Origin of the sequence: Paraburkholderia sp. RL17-380-BIE-A (assembly GCF_046028085.1) — a bacterium.
In the GTDB taxonomy this organism is placed as follows: Bacteria; Pseudomonadota; Gammaproteobacteria; order Burkholderiales; family Burkholderiaceae; genus Paraburkholderia.
Genome location: NZ_JARESQ010000008.1, coordinates 167,079 through 190,315, shown reverse-complemented (window position 1 = coordinate 190,315; position 23,237 = coordinate 167,079). Strand labels below are relative to the sequence as shown.

General features: G+C 62.6%; 22 protein-coding genes. 15 read left to right on the top strand and 7 right to left on the bottom strand.

Translation table 11 applies throughout. The annotated features are described in order from the left end of the window. Positions 1–34: 34 nt before the first annotated feature. Complete coding sequence (locus P0D68_RS15930) at positions 35–1,120, bottom strand: TIGR03118 family protein (protein WP_408297661.1); 1,086 nt, start codon at positions 1,118–1,120, stop codon at positions 35–37. Between the two features lie 223 nt (positions 1,121–1,343). Here P0D68_RS15930 and P0D68_RS15925 point away from each other — a divergent pair, with 223 nt between their 5' ends. From P0D68_RS15925 to P0D68_RS15870, 12 genes are all read left to right on the top strand, one after another. After that, positions 1,344–1,958: an HAD family hydrolase gene (locus P0D68_RS15925; RefSeq protein ID WP_408297663.1), complete on the top strand. Its 615-nt coding sequence runs from the start codon at positions 1,344–1,346 to the stop codon at positions 1,956–1,958. Between the two features lie 46 nt (positions 1,959–2,004). Continuing rightward, on the top strand, positions 2,005–2,340 hold the full coding sequence (locus P0D68_RS15920) for an ArsR/SmtB family transcription factor (protein ID WP_408187937.1): 336 nt from the start codon (positions 2,005–2,007) through the stop codon (positions 2,338–2,340). Further along, positions 2,337–2,789 carry an SRPBCC family protein gene (locus P0D68_RS15915; protein ID WP_408297665.1) on the top strand — a complete coding sequence of 151 codons (453 nt, stop codon included), beginning with the start codon at positions 2,337–2,339 and terminating at the stop codon, positions 2,787–2,789. Before P0D68_RS15920 ends, P0D68_RS15915 begins: the two co-directional genes overlap by 4 nt. A 39-nt stretch (positions 2,790–2,828) precedes the next feature. Beyond that, on the top strand, positions 2,829–3,467 hold the full coding sequence (locus P0D68_RS15910; protein ID WP_408297667.1) for a glutathione S-transferase family protein: 639 nt from the start codon (positions 2,829–2,831) through the stop codon (positions 3,465–3,467). 36 nt (positions 3,468–3,503) lie between these two features. Then, positions 3,504–3,713, top strand: coding sequence for a hypothetical protein (locus P0D68_RS15905; RefSeq protein ID WP_408297669.1), 210 nt, complete (start codon positions 3,504–3,506; stop codon positions 3,711–3,713). 130 nt (positions 3,714–3,843) lie between these two features. Further along, complete coding sequence (locus P0D68_RS15900; protein WP_408297671.1) at positions 3,844–4,833, top strand: aldo/keto reductase; 990 nt, start codon at positions 3,844–3,846, stop codon at positions 4,831–4,833. Positions 4,834–5,429: 596 nt separating this feature from the next. Further along, positions 5,430–7,613, top strand: a complete 2,184-nt coding sequence (locus P0D68_RS15895) for a M1 family metallopeptidase (RefSeq protein WP_408297673.1) — start codon at positions 5,430–5,432, stop codon at positions 7,611–7,613. Between the two features lie 212 nt (positions 7,614–7,825). Then, positions 7,826–8,770 carry a metallophosphoesterase family protein gene (locus P0D68_RS15890; RefSeq protein WP_408297675.1) on the top strand — a complete coding sequence of 315 codons (945 nt, stop codon included), beginning with the start codon at positions 7,826–7,828 and terminating at the stop codon, positions 8,768–8,770. A gap of 30 nt (positions 8,771–8,800) precedes the next feature. Next, positions 8,801–9,145: a cupredoxin domain-containing protein gene (locus tag P0D68_RS15885; RefSeq protein WP_091808224.1), complete on the top strand. Its 345-nt coding sequence runs from the start codon at positions 8,801–8,803 to the stop codon at positions 9,143–9,145. Between the two features lie 690 nt (positions 9,146–9,835). After that, complete coding sequence (locus P0D68_RS15880) at positions 9,836–10,510, top strand: hypothetical protein (RefSeq protein ID WP_408468656.1); 675 nt, start codon at positions 9,836–9,838, stop codon at positions 10,508–10,510. Between the two features lie 40 nt (positions 10,511–10,550). Next, positions 10,551–11,615 carry a diguanylate cyclase domain-containing protein gene (locus tag P0D68_RS15875; RefSeq protein WP_408297680.1) on the top strand — a complete coding sequence of 355 codons (1,065 nt, stop codon included), beginning with the start codon at positions 10,551–10,553 and terminating at the stop codon, positions 11,613–11,615. A 231-nt stretch (positions 11,616–11,846) separates the two neighbouring features. Next, positions 11,847–12,713: a phytochelatin synthase family protein gene (locus P0D68_RS15870; RefSeq protein WP_408297682.1), complete on the top strand. Its 867-nt coding sequence runs from the start codon at positions 11,847–11,849 to the stop codon at positions 12,711–12,713. A 135-nt stretch (positions 12,714–12,848) separates the two neighbouring features. Here the strand turns inward: P0D68_RS15870 and P0D68_RS15865 are convergent, their stop codons facing one another. The 5 genes from P0D68_RS15865 to P0D68_RS15845 all read right to left on the bottom strand — a co-directional run bounded on the left by P0D68_RS15865 (position 12,849) and on the right by P0D68_RS15845 (position 18,635). Then, on the bottom strand, positions 12,849–14,273 hold the full coding sequence (locus P0D68_RS15865) for a DUF1254 domain-containing protein (protein WP_408297684.1): 1,425 nt from the start codon (positions 14,271–14,273) through the stop codon (positions 12,849–12,851). Positions 14,274–14,476: 203 nt separating this feature from the next. Then, a complete protein-coding gene (locus P0D68_RS15860) occupies positions 14,477–14,920 on the bottom strand; it encodes a VOC family protein (protein ID WP_091808230.1) in 444 nt (147 codons plus the stop codon). Between the two features lie 126 nt (positions 14,921–15,046). Further along, complete coding sequence (gene glgA, locus P0D68_RS15855) at positions 15,047–16,636, bottom strand: glycogen synthase GlgA (protein ID WP_408297686.1); 1,590 nt, start codon at positions 16,634–16,636, stop codon at positions 15,047–15,049. A 314-nt stretch (positions 16,637–16,950) separates the two neighbouring features. Further along, positions 16,951–18,423 carry a sodium:solute symporter family protein gene (locus P0D68_RS15850; RefSeq protein ID WP_091808232.1) on the bottom strand — a complete coding sequence of 491 codons (1,473 nt, stop codon included), beginning with the start codon at positions 18,421–18,423 and terminating at the stop codon, positions 16,951–16,953. After that, positions 18,420–18,635: a DUF3311 domain-containing protein gene (locus tag P0D68_RS15845; protein ID WP_091808235.1), complete on the bottom strand. Its 216-nt coding sequence runs from the start codon at positions 18,633–18,635 to the stop codon at positions 18,420–18,422. The genes P0D68_RS15850 and P0D68_RS15845 overlap by 4 nt, the downstream gene beginning before the upstream one ends. A 365-nt stretch (positions 18,636–19,000) precedes the next feature. Here P0D68_RS15845 and P0D68_RS15840 point away from each other — a divergent pair, with 365 nt between their 5' ends. The 3 genes from P0D68_RS15840 (at position 19,001) to P0D68_RS15830 (ending at position 21,460) form a co-directional block, all read left to right on the top strand. Beyond that, positions 19,001–19,678: a MarC family protein gene (locus P0D68_RS15840; RefSeq protein WP_091809292.1), complete on the top strand. Its 678-nt coding sequence runs from the start codon at positions 19,001–19,003 to the stop codon at positions 19,676–19,678. Between the two features lie 70 nt (positions 19,679–19,748). Beyond that, entirely contained in the window at positions 19,749–20,582 is an 834-nt protein-coding gene (locus tag P0D68_RS15835; RefSeq protein ID WP_408297689.1) for a class II glutamine amidotransferase, read from the top strand. A 17-nt stretch (positions 20,583–20,599) separates the two neighbouring features. Then, complete coding sequence (locus tag P0D68_RS15830) at positions 20,600–21,460, top strand: MBL fold metallo-hydrolase (RefSeq protein WP_408297691.1); 861 nt, start codon at positions 20,600–20,602, stop codon at positions 21,458–21,460. Between the two features lie 18 nt (positions 21,461–21,478). Here P0D68_RS15830 and P0D68_RS15825 read toward each other — a convergent pair whose 3' ends face one another. After that, a complete protein-coding gene (locus P0D68_RS15825; protein WP_408297900.1) occupies positions 21,479–23,233 on the bottom strand; it encodes a cobaltochelatase CobT-related protein in 1,755 nt (584 codons plus the stop codon). Between the last annotated feature and the right edge of the window lie 4 nt (positions 23,234–23,237).

Sequence of the window (23,237 nt, the reverse complement as noted above, 5' to 3'; positions counted from 1 at the left end):
ATGCGCCGCGGCAAGCGCTCCCGCGCGCCGCTCGTCACATTTTCACGTCGATGCGTCCATAAACCCCGTTCGCTTCGTCATTCGGACCGGCCGCGAAAAACAGCGTATTGACCGGCTGATTGCTGAGCCCGTTACCGAACGCGATGCCCCACAGACCGTGCTGGACGAACGCGCTTCCGTCAGGCAGATTGATCGCGCCAAGCGATTGACCACTGACCGGATCGAAGGCGTTGATCGTGCCGTCGCCGAAGTTCCCAACCAGCACGTCGCCGCTAAACCGTCCAAAATTGGCTGGCGCCTGCGTGATTCCCCACGGCGCATTCAGCGCGCCCGCCGAAGCGAAACGCTGCAGCAGGTTGCCTGCCGTATCGAAGATATCGACGAAACCGAGGCCGGCGCCGTCGAGGTTGTCGTGCGCCTCTGCGTCCTGCTTGGCGTAGGTCACGAAGAGCTTCGCGCCGATTGCCTGAATACCGAACGGCGCAAAGCCTGCCGGTATCGACGCATCCTGAAACTTGCCCGACGTTGCAACCTTCGTGAAGCTTCTGTCGAATACGTCGATTCTGTTGTTGTGAAAGTCGGTGGCGTAGAGAAAGTTGGCGCCGCCGTTGCTGGCCAGCGCCAGACCTTTGTAGACCGCGCCGCTGCTGCCGCTGTCGAACACGACGAATGCAGCGGTCGGGGCGACCGTCGGAGCCCACGCCGTAATCGTGCCGCCTTCGCCAGCAAAGATGAAAGCGCCCACGCCGGACTTGCCGCCTTGCGTCACGACGAAGTCCGTCGTGCCATTGAAGACGATGCCGGTTGGATTCGCCGGCCCGTTTGTTCCGTTCGGAATGCTGACGACTAGAGACTGTGGCGTGCCGTTGCCATCGTAAAGCGTCGCGCGCGAGGTGGCGTTGTCCGCGACCCAGACGAAACCCTTCGGATTAAACGCAACGCCCCACGCGTTTTTCAGGTTAGGGTCGGTATGCGCTGCCGCGACTGCGCCGTCCGATACGAGCGCCGTCGATGTATACGACTGCATACTGACCGAGTTGGAACCGCCGCATGCCGCGACGAGACTCACCAACGCCACGCCGCTCACGGCGACGCCCAATGCCTTAAGCACAGATTTCATGGCCACACCTCTCTGTTCTGACCGATGGTCATTGCGCTTATTGAACGCGCGGTGTTGCAGCTTTATTCCTGTGGCGGAAAAGTTTTTTTTGGCCTGTCCCGGCGAGGGTTCGTTGCAGGCATTGGCGGTTTTGTCGAGGCACAATGGAAAGAGGCGACCGTTCGGCGTCATTGCGCCGTGTGGTCTCTCCGTTCCTGAAACGTTTCGACGTGAGGCCGATAGCATGACCGCATCCATCACGCTGGTTCTGTTCGACATGGAAGGTGTTCTGTCCTATTACGACCGTGACGTGCGGGCTGAACATCTGGCGGCGTGCGTGGGGTGTACGCCGCAAGCCGTGCGTCACGCGATCTGGGGTTCGGGCCTCGAAGCGCGTGCGGATGCAGGCGAGATCGGCGATGACGAGTATTTGCGCGAGTTAGGCATTCTGTTGAATCACCCGATCAGCCGCGACGACTGGCTTGCTGCCCGTCACGCGTCGATTACGCCGAACGAGGACGCGCTCGCGCTGGCCGCGAAAGTCGCCGAACGCAGCCGCATCGCGGTGCTGACGAACAATTGCCGGTTGTTGACCGATAACATTGGGTATCTCAATCCCCCGGTGGCGCGGCTGTTCGGCTCGCATGTCTATTCATCGGCGTTGTACGGTGCCGCGAAACCCGCACCGCAGACCTATTTGCGTTGCGTCGATCAGCTTGGCGTACCACCGGCCGAAACGCTGTTCGTCGATGACACGGACGCCAACGTGAACGGCGCGATCGATGCGGGACTGCAGGGTCACAGGTTTGTCGGTGTCGACGCTCTGTCACACGAGTTGCAAACGCGTGGATTGATCTAGCCAAAACGACCTTGACTCCGCGCGTTCAGCGCCTATAGTTCACCATATGGTGAAGTCTCCAGTCAGTCAACTTGATCGTACGTTTTCCGCCCTCGTGGACCCCACGCGGCGGGCCATCCTCGCGCGTCTCGAGCGCGAGCCCGGTCTGTCGGTCACGGAAATCGCGCGTCCGTTGCCGCTCAAACTGCCCGCCGTCATGAAGCACCTCGACGTGCTGAGCGACGCGGGTCTGGTGGCGCGCACGAAGCATGGCCGAACTGTCACGGTGGAACTGGTCCCCGGGCCGATGGAAGAGGCGATGGCGTGGTTGCGGCGCTATGAACGCTTCTGGTCCGCGAGCCTCGACCGGCTTGCCGATTTTGTGGAGGGTGACGAGGAATGATCGAGGAAAAGCCCAGCCTGACCCTCGTGCGGCGCATCAAGGCACCGCCCGAAAAAGTCTACGCGGCATGGACGCGGCCGGAGTTGATGGCGCGTTGGTGGGGGCCCGACGCCGGACCGGTGTTGAGTGCCGAAGCGGACCCTCGCGTGGGCGGTCGCTTTCGCGTGGTGTTCCAGACGCTGGATGGCGAAACGCACGACTGCCGCGGTGAGTACCAGGAAGTCGAAGCAGACCGCAAACTCGTATTCACATGGGAGTGGGTGACGCTGCCCGAACGCCGGTCGCTGGTCACGATCAGGTTTCGCCCGATTGAAGAAGGCACCGAACTGAATTTCACGCACGCGCAGTTCTTCGACGAAGCCGCGCGCGACGGTCATCGCACCGGCTGGAGCGGTGCATTCGAGAAGCTGGAAGCACTGTTCGCCGAGCTGGAAAACGCGGGCGAATAAAGCACATTCCGGGCAAGTCAACGCATATCGAGGTCCACCATGAAGCTCTACTATGCTGAAACGCTGTCTCCCAGAAAAGCCTGCGCAATGGCTGGGTACTTAGGGTTGCCAATCGAATACGTCTTTGTCGATCTGCGCAATGGCGAGCAGACGAGGCCCGCCTATCTGGCGATCAATCCGAACGGCAAGGTGCCGTGTCTCGTCGACGGCGATAAAAGTATTTGGGAATCCGATGCGATTATCTGTCACCTTGCGCAGCGCGCCGAATCCAGACTGTGGCCGCGCGACGCACAGCAGCAGATCGAAATCACGCGCTGGTTCAGCTGGAACAATCAGCATCTATACCGGCACGCGGGTTCGCTTTATTTCGAGTATCTGATCAAGCCGTGGGTCGGACTCGGCGCGCCCGAGCCTTCGAAGGTCGCTGAAGCTCAGGGGTTTTTTCGCAAACATGCCGCCGTGCTAAACCAGCATCTGAAGGGGCGCGAGTGGCTGCTGGGTGATGACATGTCGGTCGCGGATTTCTCCGTTGGCGTCACGCTGCCGTACGCAAAAAGCGCTGCGATGCCGCTTGACGAGTTTCCGGAAGTGCAGCGCTGGCACGATCAGTTGAACGCGATCGATGCATGGCGCAATCCGTTTCCGGCGCGGCCAGAGCGCGCCACAGCGAATGCTTAAGGAGGCGTCATGTGCTGCGCGATAGTTGCCCTCACAATGATCTTGCTGTCCAGCTGGCAAAGCGTGTCGGGTTCGCTCGCCGGTCGAGGCGGGCGGCTGCGCCGGATCGCGATCGTGGTCGTCGCGATCGGCGCCGCAGCGGGGTCCGCCATGGCGGCGGATCAGTTCGCGGCGGCAGGTCGTGGCGAGTCGTCTTTTATGGCGCGGCTTGGCAGCATGCCGATCTGCGGTCGCTTCATCCGCTAGCGGGGTGTTGCGCACGATCGCGCAAGTAGAACACATTGCGGCTGCGCCGCATTAGCCGGCGCTCAACGTGCCATGCCGATTTGCCGTATCGTACAGAGTCACTGTATTGCGCGCGAATGGAGGGCACGTCATGGCACTTTCGTCGAAAGACGCTGCAAGGCTTTCCGGCAGACGCCGTTTTCTGCACACAGCGAGTAGCACGGCAATCGGCCTGTCGGCTTCGCTTACTTTGCCGAGGCTGGCCCCGGCGCAAACGCCAGATCAATCTCAAACCGAATCCACGACGCCGTTGCCGCGCATGGCGCAACGCGTGATTCCCGCGACAGGCGAGCGACTGCCTGTGGTCGGCTGCGGCACATGGCGTACCTTCGATGTCGGCAACGATCCCGCCGCTCGCGCACAACTTGCCGGCGTTCTGCGCATTCTGTTCGAGGCCGGCGGTTCGACGATCGATTCTTCGCCGATGTACGGTTCTTCGGAAGCGGTCGCCGGTGCGTTGCTCACGCAACTCGACGCGCACAATAAAGCCTTCGTCGCCACCAAAGTCTGGACCGAAGGACGCGAAGCGGGCATCGAGCAAATGGAAGAATCATTGCGCCGCTTTCAGCAACCGCGCATCGACCTGATGCAGGTGCATAACCTGCTGGACTGGCGCACGCAACTCGCCACATTGCGCGACTGGAAAGCGCGCGGCCGGATTCGCTATATCGGCATTACGCACTACACGTCTAGCGCATTCGATGAAGTGGCGGCCGTCATGCGCAACGAAAAGCCCGACTTCGTACAGGTCAACTACGCGGCGGACGACCGCGCCGCAGAGACGCGCATCTTGCCGCTTGCGGCGGAGTTCGGCATTGGCGTGGTGATCAATCAGCCCTTCGGCGGTGGCGGCCTGCTTGCACGCGTCAGCAAAACGCCGCTGCCTGGGTGGGCGGCGGAAATCGGCTGCACGAGTTGGGCGCAGATTCTGCTGAAGTTCGTGCTCGCGCAGCCGGCGGTGACGGTGGTGATTCCAGGCACCGGGCGTCCGCAATACATGGCAGACAATGTCAGGGCCGGTTCGGGCCCATTACCCGACAAGGCCATGTGCGCGCGAATCGTAGCGGCGGTGAACGGCTAGCGCATTGCCGCTTGCGCATTATTCGCGCCGAATCCTTTTCTGAACTCTCCAGCTAGTTCAAATTAAAACCTCGCCGCAGGTTATTCACCTGCACGGTCGCGCCATAACATAATCCGAAGAAAATAAAAATAAGCTTTCCCGTAGTTGCAGGCGATATTGCGAGTCTTAGAGGATTAACTCGACCTCATTGCCGAAGCCATTCGGCTCGCATACGCATTGCCCGTCTTAAAGAAAGTTTGTGAAAGGAAGTTGACACGGGAACGTTTGCCAAACTAGGCTACGCACTGTCGTCAAAAACTGATCGCGGATTTCGCTATCTGCCCGGAGACGCAGGTAAGCCGCCGCTTTGCCGGTCAGTTAAACGATTGAATGAAAGCCGACAAAAACGGCCGAAGCTGTCTTTGTGAAAGCATTGTAATAAACGCGTAGCGCGATTTGAAAATCAGCCACAAGTGCTGAGGCGCCAACACGTCCATATATTCTCGCTAGCAATTCGGTGCTAGTGCGGGAGACCTTTTTCTCTGAAAAACAGAGAAAACAAGCTGAACCACTCAACGCACTTTCTTTATACCGATATTGTCAGTCGAGGATTAATAATGCGTATAAATTTCCGATTGCAGATGCAGTGCCTCGCACTCGCCGGAATTGCGGTTCTGGCGGGATGCGGCGGCAGCGACGGCTCGTCGTCGTTGGCGAGCAAATCCGGGCAGACACCCGCAACCGCGCCGGCTGCCTCCGAGGTGGCGCTGACCCCGCCCGCCGCGCCGGTCGTTGCGGACACATCGATCAACAAGACGGTGCCGCCGGTCGAATTGCCCGACACGGTTACGCCGATCAACTACAAGCTCTGGTTCCGGCCGAACCCCGCGCTGTCTTCGTTCGATGGCCGGGCCGACGTACAGATCAAGGTGCAGAAGGCGGTCAACGCGATCACCATCGCCGGGCACCGGGTCAAGTTCACGAATGGCACGATCACGCTTCAGCCGGGCAACATTGCGTTGATCGCCACGCCGCAGGACGACGGCGATTTCTACCAGCTTCGCCCCGTGAGCGGGCAGATCGCCGCCGGCAACTACTCGCTGCATATGGAGTGGAGCGGCATCATCAACTTCAAGACTTACGACGATCCGGTCGCGAAGACCGGCGGCAGTTGCGGCGATGATCCCTATCCGGGTTGCTCCGCGGCGGAAGGCGTGTTCCGCGTCGATCTGAAGTCAACGGATGGCACCACGAGCGGCGCGATTCTCACGCAAGGCGAATCGAACCTGGCGCGCCAATGGTTCCCCGGCTGGGACGAGCCGGCCTTCCGGCCGACCTACGAGGTGAGCGCGGAAGTGCCGCAAAACTGGAACGTGGTCTCGAACGCGGCGGAGAAGCCCGCGGTCAACGTGGATGCAGGCTACAAGCTGGTGTCGTTCGAAAAGACGCCGCCCATGCCGTCGTATCTGCTGTTTTTCGGCGGCGGCCAGTTCGACATTCTCGAGGACGACTTCACAAGCCCGCTGCCCGACGGCAAAGGTCTGCATCTGCGCATCTTCACACCGCCCGGCATGCGCGATTGGGCCAAACCGGCCATGCAGCAAACCAAGCAGGCGCTCGATTACTACTATCGCTACACCGGCATTCCGTTGCCGCTCACCAAGTTCGACACGATCGCGGCCAACGACGCGTTCAAGGAGCAGAAGGACCTGAACTTCGGCGGCATGGAGAACTGGGGCGCGATTCTCGAATTCGCCGACGATATTCTGCCGGCGCCCGGCACCACCATGTCCGATTACGGCGTGACGGTGCTCACGCACGAAGCCGCGCACCAATGGTTCGGCGACCTCGTCACGCTCGATTGGTGGGACGACGTCTGGCTCAACGAATCGTTCGCGACCTTCTTCGAGAACAAGACCAAGGTGCGCTTCTTCCCGGAGCGCTTCAGCTGGGTCGACGACGTGAAGAACAAATACGCCGTGATCAATGCGGATCTGAAGTCCACCGCGTTCCCGGTGCAGCCGAACTTCAACGGCTGGGCCTCGAACGACTTCGTGCTGAGCGCGAGCGCCTTCACGTACGACAAGGGTGGTCACGTGCTGAAGATGCTGGAGAACTATCTCGGCGAAGAAGTCATGCGCAAGGGCCTGCAGTCGTACCTCGCCGACTATTCGCTCGGCAACGTCACGCCGAAGCGTCTGTGGGACGAACTGGCGAAGGTTAGCGGTCAGCCGATGGTGGCGATCGGCGACAGCTTCGTGCGGCAGACCGGCGTGCCTCTGATTTCGCTCGATACGCAATGCGATCTGACGACCAATCAGACCGTGGTCACGCTGAAACAGGCGCCGTTCCCGAACCAGAATCAGTATCCGGGTACGCAGTGGACCATTCCGCTGACGCTCGCGTACGGTGACGGGCTGGCTTCACGCAAGACGCTGGCAATGAAGGACACGCAAACCCAGGTGCGTCTGAACGGCTGTTCCGCGGTGCTCGCCGATCCGAGCGGTCTCGACTACTACGTGACCAACTACAGCAACAATGCATGGAGCCAGCTGCTGGCGCAGGGCAATGCGCTGAAGGATCCGGTGCTGCTGACCAGTCTGCAACTCGAGGCGAAGCTGCTCGTGAAAAACGGTCTGGCGGATCCGTCGCGCGCCACGAGTATCGGCTCGCTGAGTCCGGCGGCCGCGCCGCTTGCGCATCAGTTGATGATGGCAACGCCGACGACGCAGTCGCTGCGTCCGACGATCCGCTATCAAGGCAAGTTGCGGCAGAAGCCACAGGCGCAGCAAGCTCAGTAAGCAGAAGGTCAGAGTAGCGCAGCGGCCCGCCTCGCCATGCAGCGAGGCGGGCCGCTTTTTCGTTGCAGCTGTGCCGACTGACAAAAAAGACCTGCGCGATGGATTACCCCGGGAATAAAACCGGGGCCGGTCCAGTCATGCCTGACGAACCGATCCGCAAGGGCCGCCGGATAATCCGCGGCCCGTCTGCGACTCTTTATCGTGAGGTCAACATGTCGTCAGATCATTCGTTCGACGCGTCGCGTCGCGGCGCGCTGAAGTGTCTTGCATTCGGTGGCCTGGGCACCGTATTCGTTTTGTCCGGCGGGATACTGACGCCGGTGGAACTGGCGCTCGCCGCCGACCAGAAATCGTCCGCGGCCGGCTCGGGCGTGCCGCTTTTCCTGCAGATCAGCGACTCGCACATCGGCTTTAACAAGGAAGCCAACCCGGACGTGGCGGGCACGCTGAAGCAGACCATCGAGTACGTGAACGCGATGCCGGTCAAGCCCGCGCTGACCATCCATACCGGCGATATCACGCACCTTTCCAAACCTGCGGAGTTCGATCTCGCGGCCCAGTTGATGTCCGGTCTGAAGATCACCGAGCTGCATACCGTGCCAGGCGAGCACGACGTGACGGACGGCCCGGGAACGGAATACTTCAGCCGGTTCGGCAAGCCCTCGGACAACAAGGGCTATTACAGCTTCGACCACCAGGGCGTGCACTTCGTCGGCCTCGTCAACGTCATGCATTTCAAGCCGAACGGCCTGGGCGGTCTGGGTGACGAACAACTCGAGTGGCTCGAAAACGATCTGAAGGGGCGTTCGTCCAGCACACCGATCGTCGTGTTCGCGCACATGCCGATGTGGACGATCTACGAGCCGTGGGGCTGGGGCACCGGCGATGCCGGCCAGGCGATGACCTATCTGAAGCGCTTCGGCTCGGTGACGGTGCTGAACGGCCACATTCATCAGATCGTGTCGAAAGTGGAGGGCAACATCACCTTCCATACGGCGCGCTCGACGGCCTATCCGCAGCCGACGGCCGGCAACGGAACCGGCCCCGGACCTTTGACGGTGGCTAGCGACCAGCTCCCGAAAATGCTTGGGGTCACCAGCATCAAAGTCACGCGGCATCCGCTCAAGGCGACGCTGAACGACACGACACTGGTTTGATCGTCACTTTCTTCTTGCAGGAGATCAGTTATGCAAACTAAAAACATTCGCCGCGTTTTTCTCGTAATGGCTGCCAGTTCGGCATTGTTTGCGGCATTGTCGGGGTTCTCGGTGGCGCGGGCGGAAACGCCGAACGCGGTCGTCATCAAGAACTTCATGTTCTCGCCGATGGAACTGACGGTCAAAGCCGGCTCGACTGTGACCTGGAAAAACCTCGACGGCGAACCGCATACCGTCGTGAACGACGCGGGCATGTTTCGCTCCGCCGCGCTCGATCAGAACGACACTTACCAGTTCAAGTTCGACAAGCCAGGCGTGTACAAGGTGTTTTGCGGCATCCACCCGAATATGAAGGAAACGATTACCGTGCAGTAAGCGCCGAAATGGTAGAGATCCCGGCGCGGCGTACGCCGTGGCGAACGGCAAGATGCGACGACCCGGGTCTCCACACGCAGTCTCCACACTCAAATAACAGTAGCCGCCTCGCGCCGAAACCGAGCTTCCAGACGCCAGCGCGAGCGCCGTCGGCAGGCGCGCGACACGAGGTGATGACCGGTGCTCGTGGAGGCGGGATGCGGCGTTCTCCGCGCCGATCAAGGCAAGCCACGCGCGCCGCGATTCGATCTGATCCCGCGCGAGTGCAGGCGGTGCTTGTCATTGTTTGCAGCCAATGGCCGGATATCGGGAATGGCACTTGCGTTTAAGACATGAGACGTCAAGCGCGAGCAAGCCATTGCGCCTGAGCGTGGCTGTCGCATCACCCCACAGCCGTCCGTTCGATGCCCGCCGCGTGCGGCTTGCACGGCCTGCAGACGCACCTTGCGAAGGCTGCCGACACCGCGCTCGACTACCAGCGTCGTAGAAGTTTTACCTGTTTCTCCGACGCAACCCTGCCTCGCCAAGACGCCGTTTAAAGCGCAGCATTGCCGTGTTGTTCTCGTGCGTTGAGGGGGGCTCAATTCGTCGAGCGGCTTTGCCTCGATCTGCAAAATCGTGTGAATAAAGCCTGCCGACAGATCAGACATAAGGATTTCGGAGAGTACTGCGATGTTCAATGATCCCAACTTGCCCCACTCTCTGGCCGCCGGCCTGGATGTCGGCGGCCGAATGAACGGTTTGCCACTTTCCGCTGCGCCGCCGCGGTTCGGACGCTTCGCCATGTGCGTGGCTGTGGCCAGCGCGCTCGCGATCGGCGTGATGGGTACGGTGGCGTACGGTGTCTGGTTCAATCACGATCAGAAGGCCTACACCGAAGCAATGGCCGGCGCACGGCAAGCGCTCGGTAGCGGCGCATCCGGGAGTGCGGCAGTGGTTGCACGAACCAACGGCGCGACATCGTTGCCGTCAGCGGCGGCGGAAAGCAGCCCGACGGTGACGGCAGCGCCAACCGCCGACGATCCGGAAGCGGGCGGGCAGTTAGCCACCTTCTCTGGTGAGGTCAAGCGGCATTCGCCACCGACGGTCCAGACAAACTTCGTGACAGATGCGGCGCCCGACGCGCCTGCTTCCCCTGCCAGCGCGGCCCGACGTTCGGCAAGCGTCGGCACGCCAGCCGTGCAGCAAGCGGCCCCGTCGCGAGCGGGTAAAGATGGTCGTGCAACGCCGCAGGAGCGCCGTACGACCTTGGCGAACGCGAAGCATAAAGACAACGCGTTCACCCGCATCGGGCTCTTTTTTCGTCGAGTGAACTATCGGCAGCATGGCAACGCAAATCGGCAAGACATCTATTCCCATCCCTGAGCGACGCCGTGGCGCTCGCGTTGGTGCGGCAGGCGCCGTCATGACCCGGTTCAGGCGGGCGCCCGCCATGTTGGCCGGCGCCTCGCTGGTCTGTCTGCTGGCTGGTCTTCTGTATCTCGCCTCGCAGATCAGAACGATCTTCTCCGATCAGTTGAAGCAGGAATACGCCGGGCTCGTGCTCGAAGCGGCAGGGCGCGCGGACAGTGCGCGCGCCATGGTCGAGGTATGGCGGCAACGCCCCGGTGATCGCGAGGCGCAAGCGCAGGGTTACCGGCAGGCACGCGCCGAACTCGCCGATCGCCTCGGGGCGCTCGCGGCATTGGTGAACGCCAGCCCGTCTGCCGCGCCGCACATGCCCGGCTCAGCGTTGATGGCTGACGCCAGTCTGAGTGAGACCGAAGCGCTGCTTGCCACGGTCTCCGCGTATTGGCGGACACAGCGCGATGCCGATGGCGCGGACATACGGCTGCGGATCGCCCACGTCGCGAACGTGCTGATCGCGCTGGCCGCGCTGCTGTTCTGTTTGTTGCTCACCGCGCTCGGCATGTACGCCAAACGCAATCGTCAACTGGTGGGCGAGTCGTACGAATTCGAGTACGCCGCGTTGCACGATCCGCTCACCACGCTGCCGAACCGGCGCCAGCTGTTCGCCGTGCTCGACGATGCAGCGGCGAACCATCAGGCAGGACCGGCGCCTCGCAAAATCGCCGTGCTGTATGTGGATCTGGATGGTTTCAAGCAGGTCAACGACTCGCATGGCCACCGTGCCGGCGACGAATTCCTGATCGCGGTATCGCGGCGTTTTCGCGAGTCGGTGCGCAAACGCGATGTTGTCGCGCGCATTGGCGGCGACGAATTCGCGGTACTGATACACGAATTCTCCACGGCCGACGAACTGGCCGAGGTTGCCCGGCGGCTGATTGCGTGCGTGGTGGCGACCGATGAGCAGATGGGACTCGGGCTGGTGCGCGCGAGTATCGGCATTGCCAGCTTTCCCGACCTCGTCGGCGATTACCAGCGTCTCGTCGCCGCGGCGGACGAGGCGATGTACCGCGTCAAGCGCAGCGGCAAAAACGGTTACGCTTTCACGGCGAAAGCTGACTGAGCGCACGCTCGGCGCGTGTGTGCATGTTTGCATGTGCGCATCCTCGGTGCGGAGCAGGGTTGTGCCTCTTCAGCTTCACTTTCCGCCCCTGCATTCGAATACCCCTACGCGATGACCTCGCGCACGCTGAGCTTTGTTTCGTGTTACAAAAACGAGGCTCGACGACGTGTGCATGATTCATGCGCCGGCGCGATCGTGGTCGATGCGAATTCGGTCCCAGCGGAAAGATCCATGTCCAGATATTCAATGATGCGCGCCGTAGGGCGCTTGAAGCAGCCGGAGTGGGGCGTCGCCATTCTGGTCGCTGCCTTGGCTGCCTGCGCGCCGGTGCCTCCCGCGCCTGTTCAACCCGTCGCTCAACCGGCTGTCATTCAACCGGCCGCACAGCCCGGCAATCAGCCCGGCAATCAGCTCGGCGCTCAGGCTACAGCACGCACGGCCGCAGGGTCGCTGCCGGTCCCGCCAAACCTGGTTGCGCTGGCGCAGCCGGCCGGTCAGAAACGATTGACGGGTGCAGCGTCCAACCAGTCATACTGGCCGCTCTCGCAGTATTTCGAAACCCAGCGTAACGAAGCCTATTGCTCCGTGGCCACGTCGGTCATGGCGCTCAACGCATTGGGCATCCGCCGGCCCGAGACGACGCAATACCCGGATTTTCCGTTCTTCTCGCAGGACGATTTTTTCCGCGCAATCGATCCGCAGGTCGCCAACGCCGCGCAGGTGTCGAGGGAGGGCATGACGCTCGACCAGCTCAGCACGGCCCTCACTGCATTTCCGGTCGCGGTCAGGAAATATCACGCCGCAGACCTGTCGCTCGGTCAGTTCCGCGATATCGTGCGCGCGACTACGGCGCACAACGACCGCTTCGTGCTGTTGAATTTCCGGCGCATGGAAATCGGCGAAGCGGGTGGCGGACACTGGTCGCCGCTCGGCGCTTACGATTCGGCGAGCGACAGCGCGTTGCTGCTCGATGTGGCGCGCTACAAATATCCGGCCGTCTGGGTGCCGGTCGTGCAGTTGTACGCAGCGGCGCTGGCGGTGGATAGCGTGAGCGGACTGTCGCGCGGCATCGTGATTATCGGCAAGCGGCAGAATTAGAAGCGGGTTGCCGATGCATCGAGAAGACTTCGACGTGACGCGTTCAGTGCGAGCCATTCATGGCTCGCACCAGGCACCTGGCACCAGGCATTAGACAGCAAGCAACACGCAGCACGCAGCACACACGCGCCAAACCTATTTCACCCGCTTCACCACCGGTGTCTTCCACTTGCCGTCCAGCAGCACCGGTTTGGGCCAGTAGAAGCGCATGGTGATCATGAACGGTCCATCCGGCGCCGGCAGCCAGTTGGCCTCTTTGCCCTTGCCCGGCGACTTCGCCTGAATATAGATCGTCAGGCCGCCATCGCGATCCTTCCTGAGTTGCGGCAGCATGGGCGAATTGATCAGATAGCGATCGATCGGATTCTTCACGAGCAACTGACTGGGCAGCGCGTACGTGGTCACCGACCAGAACGCATTCACGGGCGGCAATTGTCCCTTCGGAAACCGCAGCACGTAGCGACGCTGACTGCCGTCGAGGGGCTGGCCGGCCGAATCCTTGTCGAGCACCGGATACAACGCCTCCTCGCGCGAGTTCGCGCCGATGCCGACCTGGGTGCCGGTGGCGCGCGCCACGTAGTCGTTCTTCAGATACTCGCGCGAGCCGAATAGCGTGTCGGTCTTGCCGCCGAGTGAAGCGCGCCTGTCGTCGATCGCCTTCTGACCATCCTGCATGCCGGCCTGAAAGGCCGCTTTCTGCTCGGGCGAGAGCGCGTTGACATCGAACCGTTTGCCGGGCACGACGCCGATCTGTGCAAAGCGGCTGCGCAGCCCCGCTTCGTCCGGATTGACCGGCGCGAATTGCAGCACGAAGGCAAGTTCATTGAAGAACTCGAGCGATGTCCGCGCGGTGGCCGGTGCGATCGGCTTGATCCACTGCACTGGCGGCGCGGTGGGTGCGGGTTTGCTGCCGGTGAACGCCGACAGCGTTTGCACCTTGTAGCCCGCCTGAATCTGCTTGACGTTGTCGAGGTCGTCGGGATTGAACAATTGCGTGCGCCCGACCACGTTCACGAGATCGGTCTCGGAACGGATGACCTGCGTGATGCCATTGGGCGTCTGCCCGTTCCAGCGTGGTCCCGCGATCAGGAACGTGCCGCCGTTGTTGCCCGTCGTGCGGCTGCCGATATACGCGAAGTTGAAGGTGTAGAGGTCCATCAACTGGAACACGAAGTAGCGCTTCGGGTCCATCGGCGGGACGGTGATCACCACCGGTTCCGCGCGCAGGTCGAGGCCGGCGAACGAGTAAGGTGTATCGGAGTTGGGTGTGACGAAGGCGGTGTCGTCCGGCGTGAAGACGCGCGAGATGTTCAGGATGGAATTGAACGGGCCTTTGTATTGCGGGTTGGTGGAGTCCACCGAAAACGCATACATGATGCCGTATGAATCGACCATTGGCGTGCCGTAGAGATAGGCGTCTTTGGCGATCGAGCGGATGTCGGCGCTGCTGGCGGTGACCGGGGCGACAGGGGCTCTGGCGAAGTCGTTGGTGGGCGCCGTCTGGCAGGCGGCGAGGGCGATGGCCAATAGCGCGGCAGCGATAGTTCGTGTTCTGTACATTGCGACCCTTGCGAAGGCGCCGTGCAAGACGGCAGCGTGATCATTCGGACAGCGCGGGATAACAGAGGCAACAGAGGCAACAGCAAACCGGACTCGCAGTGCAGACGTTCTGCACGCCGCAGCTTGCCTAATGCCGGGGCAAGCTGTCAAGCGGCTTTCGGCAGGCTGGGTGGACAAAGTGTGGGAGCGCGAAAGGCCGCGCGTCATGACGTCATGCGTGGCGAATCGTCCGTATGCGCAGAAGAAGCCGGTGACGTGTCGACCCATGAACTGTTCTGCAAAACGATCCGATAGCCATCCGGATCTTCGAAAGTTTTGCCCTGACGGTCCCAATAGGGATTCTCAGATTCGCAGGCCATTGCGCCGAGCGCTTCGAGCCGTTCGACGGCCGCACACCATGCATCGCGCTCAGGCAGATAGAGCACGAGAAGGTGCTCGGTGGTCGGCGCCCGGTCCACGGTCACGCCGTGTTGATGCGTGAACTCGATGTGCCAGGGGCAGCCTCGCCGTCCCACGATGACGCCATCGAAGCCCGCGTGATTCTCGAAGCGCGCGAGGACTTCGAAGTCCAGCCCGCGGGTGTAGAAATCGGTGACCTTATGCAGATCGTTAGTGGGGCGGGCGACCCGGAGAACGGGCGAATGCATCGGCGACTCCACGAAACATGGGCAGGCCGCATAGCATAACGTGTCAGTTGCGGCGCGTAGCCGATAACCTTAGCCGGGTGCCTCAAACCGATTACGAAACTTGATTACGAATCCCCCATCACGCCACTACGCGCTGCGCGCCATCTCGCCGAGGCCCGCATTGAAGTCTTCCCTGCGGCCACCCGCAGCGGCGGCCGCCCGAGCCCGAACCGCAGTCTTGCGAATCCGCGTGTCGCGCAGCGCCGGACGTGCATCCACCAGATCCGCGTACAGCGCGAGATAGTTCGAAGTCGACGTGTCCCAACCGAAGTCGCGGCTCATCGCGTTACGCTGCAACACGTGCCACGACGACGGCTCCACGAACGCGGACAGCGCGCGGCCCAGTGCATGCATGACGTCGTCCGGGCCTTCGCCGTCGAACAGGAAGCCGGTTGCCTTGCTGTCGCCGCGAGGATCGTACGGCAGATAATCGACGATCGTATCGGCCAGGCCGCCGACACGCGACGCCACCGGAATCGTGCCATAGCGCATCGCGTAGAGCTGCGTGAGTCCGCAGGGTTCGAAGCGGCTGCCATGCAGCAGAATGTCCGCGCCCGCATGCAGCATGTGCGCGCGCCGCTCGTCATAGCCGATCTGCACGCCGACGCGCCCCGGCCATGCCGCCGCGATGTCCTGCAGTGCCTGTTCGATACCATGCTCGCCCTGACCGAGAATCGCGAACTGCAAGCGCGGATGCCGTTCGAGCAGCGCCGGCAGCGTATGCACGACGACATCGGCGAGCTTCTGTTCGGTAAGTCGGCTGCCGATCGCGACCAGCGGCGCGAACGGATCGCGCGTGAGACCGAACGCCTGTTGCAGTTCACGCTTGCAGGCCTGCTTGCCGGCGGTGTCGTCGACGGAATAGGGGCGGGCGATGTGTTTGTCGGTGGCGGGATTCCAGACCGTGGTGTCGATGCCGTTGACGATACCCGACAGCTTGCCGGCCTGCGCCTGCAATACGCCTTCCATGCCGTGGCCGAAACGCGGCGTCAGGATTTCGCGTGCATAGCGGCGGCTCACGGTGGTGACGCGATCGGCATGCACAATGCCGGCTTTCATCATACTGAGCGAGCCGTAGAACTCGATGCTGCGTTCGTCCGACAGCGCGGGCGCCAGCAATTCGGGCGGCACGCCGATCCAGCCGCCCATGGCGAGCAGATGGTTGCCCTGGAACGCGAGGTTGTGAATCGTGAACACGCTTTTCGCGGCAACGCCCGCGAGCCGCAGGTAAAGGGGCGTGAGTCCTGCATGCCAATCGTGCGCGTGCACGATGTCGGGGCGCTTCACGTTGCGCACGCCACGCGCCACCCGCGCGGCCGCTGCCGCGAGCGAGGCGAAGCGGGTCAGGTTGTCCAGGTAGTCGCGTCCCTGCGGATCGCGGTACAGGCCTTCGCGCGCGAACAGGTGATCCATCTGCAGAAGCAGCACCGGTATGCCGGTGTCGGGCATCTGGCCGCGCAGGAGCCGTGCGTCGCCGCCGGGCAAGCCCGTCATGCGCGCGACCGGCGCGACCTCGACGGCGCGTTCGAGCGCGGCCGGATAGGCGGGCATCAGGATCGAGACATCGACGCCGGCATCGCGCAGGGCGGCGGCGTATGCGCTGACCATGTCGCCGAGTCCGCCGGATTTGGCGAGCGGCAGGGCTTCAGAAGCGACGAGAAGAACGTTGAGCGGCAAAGCGGCCCCCAAGGACGGGATTTGTGCACTTGCACAGTGCGGTGAGATGCGTTGAGGTGTCCTTTCAGCAAGGGGTGTGCCTGATGTTCAGGTCGTTATTCTGGCTACGCGCAAGATTTGTGTTGCAGTGCGGCCGAGCGGTTCTTTGGCTGCGGGCGCCTACTTAAATGTCTTGACCGTGCGCCGCACCGCAATGCGTTTTTTCATTCGTGTGTAGATTTGACGTTCTGTTTCTCGACGCAGGCGCGAGGCTTGAAATGAAAAGGGGCTGTCGCCGAAGCGACAGCCCCTTTCGACAACTGCCGGAAAAAGTCTTAATGCACCGGCGCGTGGGTCTGCTCGACCGGCCGCGGCTGCGTCATCGCGCTCACCGCCGCGAACACGATGATATTCACCGCCAGCGCGAGGAACCCGATATTGACGTCCTTCAGCGCGTCGGGCAGGAACGGCATCAACTGACCGACGCTCAGGTGCATGGTCGTCGTCACGGCCACCACCGCCACTCCCGCCAGAATCCCGCAAAACGCGCCCTGTTTGGTCGCGCGGTTATGCGGACGCAGGCTGCAGATCACCGCGGGGAATAGCTGGGTAACGAAGCTGTAACCCATCAGCAGCAACGCCACGATGGTTTCGCCGCCTTGCAGCGTGAAGCCGACCGCCACCAGCGCCACGACCGGCACGAGCACACGCGCGAGCGTCGCCACCGTGGCGTCCGACGCGTTGCGGTTCACCATGCCGCGATACACGTCGTTGGCGAGCAGCGTGGACGCGGAGGTGAGGATCATCGAGCCGGGCACCAGCGCGGTCAGAATCCCGGCCGCGCCGATCACGCCGACGAACCACGGGTCGAAGGTCTGCAACGACAGGCGGAACAACGACAGGTCGATGTCGCCGCCCTTCAGACCCGGCACCTTCAGGGTCGCCGCAAAGCCCACGAAGAACACGAACAGCAGAATCAACTGGTACAGCGGCAGCACCATCGCGTTACGGCGGAAGATGCGCTCGTCCTTCGCGGTGAAGATCGAACCGAACGTATGCGGCCACATGAAGAAGCCGAGCGCCGTGAGCAATACCGTCGACTGGAACCACGTCACGCTCGAACCCTTGGCCGGGAAGGTCAGGAAGCCGGGGCGCGCGGCGTCGATCGCGTGGAACATCTCGCCGAAGCCGCCGTAATAGTGCAGCGGCAAATAGATGCCGAGGAACAACACAATGGCCAGAATCAGCAGATCCTTCACCACCGAATTCCACGCCGAACCGCGCACGCCCGAAACGATCACATAAGCGGTCACGACGCACGCGCCGATCCACACGGCCGCCGTCGACGAAATCGCCCCGTACGAGGCCGTCGCCACGATAATGCCGAGCCCCTTCAGCTGCAGCACGAGGTAGGGAATCAGCGCGGCCACGCCGACCAATGCGACCAGCGTGCCGAGCGCCGGGCTTTCGTATTTGCGCGTGAAGAAGTGCGGCTGCGAGACGAGCCGGTGTTTTTTCGCATAACGCCAGATGGGCGGCAACATCCAGTACGAAAGGATGTACGCGAGCGTGCCGTAGGCCAGAATGTAATAGACCGGCGCGCCCTTGCCATATGCAAAGCCACTGCCGCCGAGGAAGGTGAAGGTCGTATAGATTTCGCCTGCCATCAGCAGGAACACGAAGGCCGTGCCGAAGCTGCGGCCACCCACGGTCCATTGTTCGAGACTCATGTCGTGGCCGCGCTTGGCGCGCACGCCCAGGTAAAGCGCAAACAGCGTAATCGCCGCAATGATGATGAGTGCGCTCATGAGCTGGCCTCCTCGCCATCCACGGCGAGCTGACGGTTGGACGGGTCCAGACGGTAGATGATCGCCATGATGATCGAACTGAGCACCACCCACATGACGATCCAGGCCAGCACGAACGGCATGCCGAGCATCAGCGGCTCGACACGATTTACAAACGGGACACCGAGCAGAATGCCGATGAACGGCAGCGCGGCGAGTACACGAAGCAACATGGGGGCAACTCCTCGAACTGGTAAGTACGTCTCGTTGAAAGTGCGGCTTCGCTGGGGACTGTATGCCTGATGCTTTGGTCGCGTAAAGCAGGTCAAAAAAGTGTAGGCTTTCTGAAAGTTGCGGGCGCACCTTCATAGGTGCCGGTTGCTGCGTTGCAAGGCGGCTAGCGCAGCGTGGCGCGCCGCGGCACACACTCCGGCGCCAGGCTTTTTTACGATCCTGGTTGGCGCGCCGCGATATGATCTCGCCACGCAACGCAAGCGTCATCGGAATCGCCGGAGAGACTCCGGTTTCATCAACATGGCGCGGCGCGCCCGGGTACACAGACGGGCTACCCGAGCCGCCGCTCGACACGGAAACGCATATGGTCGAAAGTCTGATCCCGGACATTCTGTTTGGCTTTACCGGGCTGATCAGCATCATCAACCCGATCGGCATTGCTTTCGTCTTCCTCGACCGGACTGCTTCGTTGAGCACGGAAGAGCGCACGTTGCTGGCCCGCAAGATCGCCATCAACGTGGTGTGTGTGCTGCTGGTGGCGTTCTTCATCGGAACGCCGATCCTGCATTTCTTCGGCATCTCCATGCAGGCGCTGCGCATTGGTGGCGGCCTCGCCGTCGCCGTGGGCGGCTGGCAGATGCTCAACGCGCCCGACACGCAACCAGGCGAGCAGCCGGCAGTCAAACGGGTGGACGCGGACAACGCAATGTCGAAGGCGTTTTTCCCCTTTACCATTCCGTTGACCACCGGGCCGGGCTCGATCGCCACCGCCATTGCACTCACCGCTAACCGCACGCATAAGCTCTCGGAGTTCGTGATTTCGAGCATTGCGTCGGTCGTGATCTCGCTCGCGGTGGCCGTCACGGTGTATCTGGTCTATAGCCGCGCGGTAATTTTCGCCAAGTATCTCGGCGTGGAAGGCACCAAGGTCGCCATGCGTGTATCTTCCTTTTTGCTGCTGTGCATCGGCGTGCAGATCATGCTGACCGGCTTCTCCGAATTCCTGATTCCGATTGCGACACTGCAACCGGTGGTCAAATAGACGCATCCCCGGCGGCCTGCTGTTCCATCCGGCACCGGGGGCGCTCACGCACCCGACAGGAGAACACTCCATGTGCCGTTGGCTTGCTTATACGGGCAACCCGCTTCAACTGGAAACGGTGCTGTTCAACGCCAAACACTCCTTGATCGACCAGAGCCTGCATTCGCGGCTTGGCTACACCACGACCAATGGCGACGGCTTCGGCATCGGCTGGTACGGCGATCCGACGGATATTCCGTTTCGCTACCGCTGCATCCAGCCGGCGTGGAGCGATCGCAATCTGCGCGAAGCCGCGCGGGCGATCCGCGCACCGCTGTTCGTCGCGCATGTGCGTTCGGCAACGGATACGCCTTCGCAGGAAACCAACTGTCATCCATTCCGTCACGGCCGGTGGCTCTTCGCGCACAATGGTCTGATCCGCAACTATCCGGCCGTGCGCCGCGATCTGATGGTGAAGATCGACCCCGATCTGTTTCCGTCAATCGAAGGTTCGACCGATTCCGAGGTGATGTTTTTTCTCGCGCTGACCTTCGGTCTGGAACTGGCGCCGGTCATCGCGCTAGAGCGGATGGTCGCCTTCGTCGAGCAAACCGGCCGCGAGCACGGCGTGGATGAACCGCTGAACATGACGGTGTGCGTCACCGACGGCGAGCAGATCGTAGCCGTGCGCTATTCGAGCGAAAGGCAGTCACGCTCGCTTTTTCACAGCAGCTCGTTCCGTCATCTGCACGAGCTGTATCCCGACGATCCGCGCATTGCGGCGGTCGGCGAGAATGCGTTTCTGGTGTTGTCCGAACCGCTTGCGGACTTGCCGGGCTGGTGGGAAGAGATTCCCGAAAGCACGGTAGTGGTGGCGCGCGGCGGCGAGATCGAACAGTATCCGTTCAAGCCGCAAGCGGCGTGAGCGTCGAGGAGCCGACCATGACGCCTCAGATCGAAGCGTTTTACGATGCCGCCACCGGCACCTTCACCTATGTCGTCTACGCGTCCGAAGGCTCGGCGTGCGCGGTGATCGATCCGGTGCTCGACTACGATCCGAAGTCGGGCGGCACGTCGACGGAGTCGGCGGAGCGCGTCATCGCGTTCGTCAACGCGCGTGAGCTGCGTGTCCAGTGGCTGCTCGAAACGCACGCGCATGCCGATCACCTGTCGGCCGCGCAGTATCTGAAGGAAGCTTTGGGCGGCGAGATTGCCATTGGCGAGAGCATTCGCATCGTGCAGAGCACATTCAGGCGCATCTTCAATCTCGGCGAGGACGTGCCTGCCGACGGCCGCCAGTTCGACCATCTGTTCCAGCCGGGCGAGACGTTCAGCATCGGCGAGTTGAGCGGGGAGGCGTTGCATGTGCCGGGCCATACGCCGGCGGACATGGCGTACCGGATCGGCGATGCCGTGTTCGTGGGCGACACGCTGTTCATGCCGGACGTCGGCTCGGCGCGCTGCGACTTTCCCGGCGGCGATGCCCATACGCTGTACGAATCCGTCCGCGGGCTGCTCGCGCTGCCGCCCGACACGCGGCTGTGCATGTGTCACGACTATCCGCCGCCGTCACGCGGGCCGCAATGGCAGACCACGGTGGCTGAACAGCGGCGCGGCAATATTCATTTGCACGACGGCGTGAGCGTGGCGGAGTTCGTGGCGATGCGCACCGCGCGCGACCGCACGCTCGGCATGCCGACGCTGATTCTGCCGGCCATCCAGGTCAATATCCGCGCGGGCAGCTTGCCGGAGCCGGAAGACAACGGCGTGCGGTACCTGAAGATTCCGCTGAACGCGTTTTGAGCCGCGTGGGCGCCGGCGTTACCGCGTGAGCAGCATCGAACTGAGTACGGAGAACACCGTCGCGGGCAGTTCGGCAAGGCGGCTCACTACCACGTTGTGCGGATAGAAGTCCTCGACCGCGTCGGTCAGTACGCCGATTCCGACCAGTTCGATACCGCGCTTGCCGATGGCCGCGACGCGCTCGCGCAAATCGCTGCGCAACACCTGCGGATCGCCGTCGCCGGTGGATGGGTAGCCATCGGAAAACACCATCAGAATGCGCCGTTCGGCCTGGTGATCGGCAAGCCGTGTCGCGGCCCAGGCCAGCGCCTCGCCGTCCGGATTCTCGTGCCCGCAGTCGATGGCGGCGATCCCGCTCATATCGGTCGCGCCGAAGCGTTTATAGACTTTCAGATCGAGCCGTTCGACGAAACGGTTATAGCGCCGTAGGTCCGCGCCGGTTGCCCGCTGCCGCTCATAGAGCTGCTTCATCGGCGCGGATTCGACCGAACAATAGCCGAGTACTTCGCAGTCGAACGACAACTGCGTCAGTGCATCGCACAAGGCTGCCGCGCACTGGCGCGCGAGTTCGATCTTGCGCCCGGCCATCGAGCCGCTGCGGTCGATCAGCAGCGTCACGGCCACATCGCGTCCTTTGGCGGGCCGCTGCGTGCGAAACGGCGTGCGGTAGCCGGGCGAGGTCGCGAGCTTCGCCAATGCGGTGCGATCGATCTCGCCGCGCTCCTGCTCGCGGCGCCAGCGCGTGCGTTCGTCGGCGCTCAGCGCGCGTTCGAGCTTTTCCTTGAGCGGCGCGGTGTCCGCGCGCGCTTGCGTGCGTAGTTCGCGCCACGCGGCGCTGTCGCCCTGGCCCGTGAGATCGCGGATATCGTCGAATTCGGTGGCGAGCGGAATCGACAGCCGGGCTCGTGACGCGTCCGCTATCGAGCCGGCTGCTTCGCCTTCGGAACGCTCGGAGGGCTGCTGCGCGTCCGCGAGCGATTGACCCATGCCGACCGCGTTGTCCGCCTGCGCGCCACTGCTTCGATCGGACGGCGGCGAGGTCGCGTTGTTCTGATCGGGCCGCGTGGTTTCGTCATCGTCGCGCGGTGCGGACGACGACGCGGCCGTTTCCGTATCGATGTCTTCGAGCGGATCCGCGGTGAACGCCATGCTGTTCGCCTCGCCTGCGGACAGCGCGCGCACGCGAGCCACGAGTGCCTGCGCCGCAGCAATGCTCTGCGCGGTCGAACGGCTCGCGCGCGCCTCCTGCAGCAGATCCTGCGCGGCATGCAAGGCGGCGAGCAGCGACTGGCTCGCTTCGTTCCGCGTGGGCGGCTCGTCCCACAACGCACGCTCCACCAGCCAGACCAGCCGGTCGCGCCAATGCAGCTTTGGCCAGCGTTGCCGCACGCGCTCGGCGGCATGCAGGCGCAACCTGCCGATGAACCAGCGCGCGCCCGGATATTCGTCGAGCAATTGCCCGCACACGCGGCGGTCTTCGACAACTTGCGCGAGAGTCGCGACGATGCCCGCGGGCAGCGCGTCGAGCTGCGCGAGCGACGCATGCTTGGCGCGCGCGACCAGCAGGTCGAGATAGCCGATCAGCACATCGCGCTCGACCTCGCCATTCAACTCGTAGTCGGGAATCACGATGCGGCCTGGCTCGACGCGCGGACCATCCGGACTGAACGCGACCGTCACGCCGTACTGACCGGTCAGCACGCGGGCGACCTTGCTGAGTGTGGATTCGAATGCGAAGCCGCGCGTGTCGCGCGGATTGCGCGTGGCGTGCATGGTG

Bases quoted from the DNA above. Each gene is read 5' to 3' on its own strand.
- P0D68_RS15930 (WP_408297661.1), bottom strand. From the start codon at position 1,120: ATGAAATCTGTGCTTAAGGCATTGGGCGTCGCCGTGAGCGGCGTGGCG.
- P0D68_RS15925 (WP_408297663.1), top strand. From the start codon at position 1,344: ATGACCGCATCCATCACGCTGGTTCTGTTCGACATGGAAGGTGTTCTG.
- P0D68_RS15920 (WP_408187937.1), top strand. From the start codon at position 2,005: ATGGTGAAGTCTCCAGTCAGTCAACTTGATCGTACGTTTTCCGCCCTC.
- P0D68_RS15915 (WP_408297665.1), top strand. From the start codon at position 2,337: ATGATCGAGGAAAAGCCCAGCCTGACCCTCGTGCGGCGCATCAAGGCA.
- P0D68_RS15910 (WP_408297667.1), top strand. From the start codon at position 2,829: ATGAAGCTCTACTATGCTGAAACGCTGTCTCCCAGAAAAGCCTGCGCA.
- P0D68_RS15905 (WP_408297669.1), top strand. From the start codon at position 3,504: ATGATCTTGCTGTCCAGCTGGCAAAGCGTGTCGGGTTCGCTCGCCGGT.
- P0D68_RS15900 (WP_408297671.1), top strand. From the start codon at position 3,844: ATGGCACTTTCGTCGAAAGACGCTGCAAGGCTTTCCGGCAGACGCCGT.
- P0D68_RS15895 (WP_408297673.1), top strand. From the start codon at position 5,430: ATGCGTATAAATTTCCGATTGCAGATGCAGTGCCTCGCACTCGCCGGA.
- P0D68_RS15890 (WP_408297675.1), top strand. From the start codon at position 7,826: ATGTCGTCAGATCATTCGTTCGACGCGTCGCGTCGCGGCGCGCTGAAG.
- P0D68_RS15885 (WP_091808224.1), top strand. From the start codon at position 8,801: ATGCAAACTAAAAACATTCGCCGCGTTTTTCTCGTAATGGCTGCCAGT.
- P0D68_RS15875 (WP_408297680.1), top strand. From the start codon at position 10,551: ATGACCCGGTTCAGGCGGGCGCCCGCCATGTTGGCCGGCGCCTCGCTG.
- P0D68_RS15870 (WP_408297682.1), top strand. From the start codon at position 11,847: ATGTCCAGATATTCAATGATGCGCGCCGTAGGGCGCTTGAAGCAGCCG.
- P0D68_RS15865 (WP_408297684.1), bottom strand. From the start codon at position 14,273: ATGTACAGAACACGAACTATCGCTGCCGCGCTATTGGCCATCGCCCTC.
- P0D68_RS15860 (WP_091808230.1), bottom strand. From the start codon at position 14,920: ATGCATTCGCCCGTTCTCCGGGTCGCCCGCCCCACTAACGATCTGCAT.
- P0D68_RS15850 (WP_091808232.1), bottom strand. From the start codon at position 18,423: ATGAGCGCACTCATCATCATTGCGGCGATTACGCTGTTTGCGCTTTAC.
- P0D68_RS15845 (WP_091808235.1), bottom strand. From the start codon at position 18,635: ATGTTGCTTCGTGTACTCGCCGCGCTGCCGTTCATCGGCATTCTGCTC.
- P0D68_RS15840 (WP_091809292.1), top strand. From the start codon at position 19,001: ATGGTCGAAAGTCTGATCCCGGACATTCTGTTTGGCTTTACCGGGCTG.
- P0D68_RS15835 (WP_408297689.1), top strand. From the start codon at position 19,749: ATGTGCCGTTGGCTTGCTTATACGGGCAACCCGCTTCAACTGGAAACG.
- P0D68_RS15830 (WP_408297691.1), top strand. From the start codon at position 20,600: ATGACGCCTCAGATCGAAGCGTTTTACGATGCCGCCACCGGCACCTTC.
- P0D68_RS15825 (WP_408297900.1), bottom strand. From the start codon at position 23,233: ATGCACGCCACGCGCAATCCGCGCGACACGCGCGGCTTCGCATTCGAA.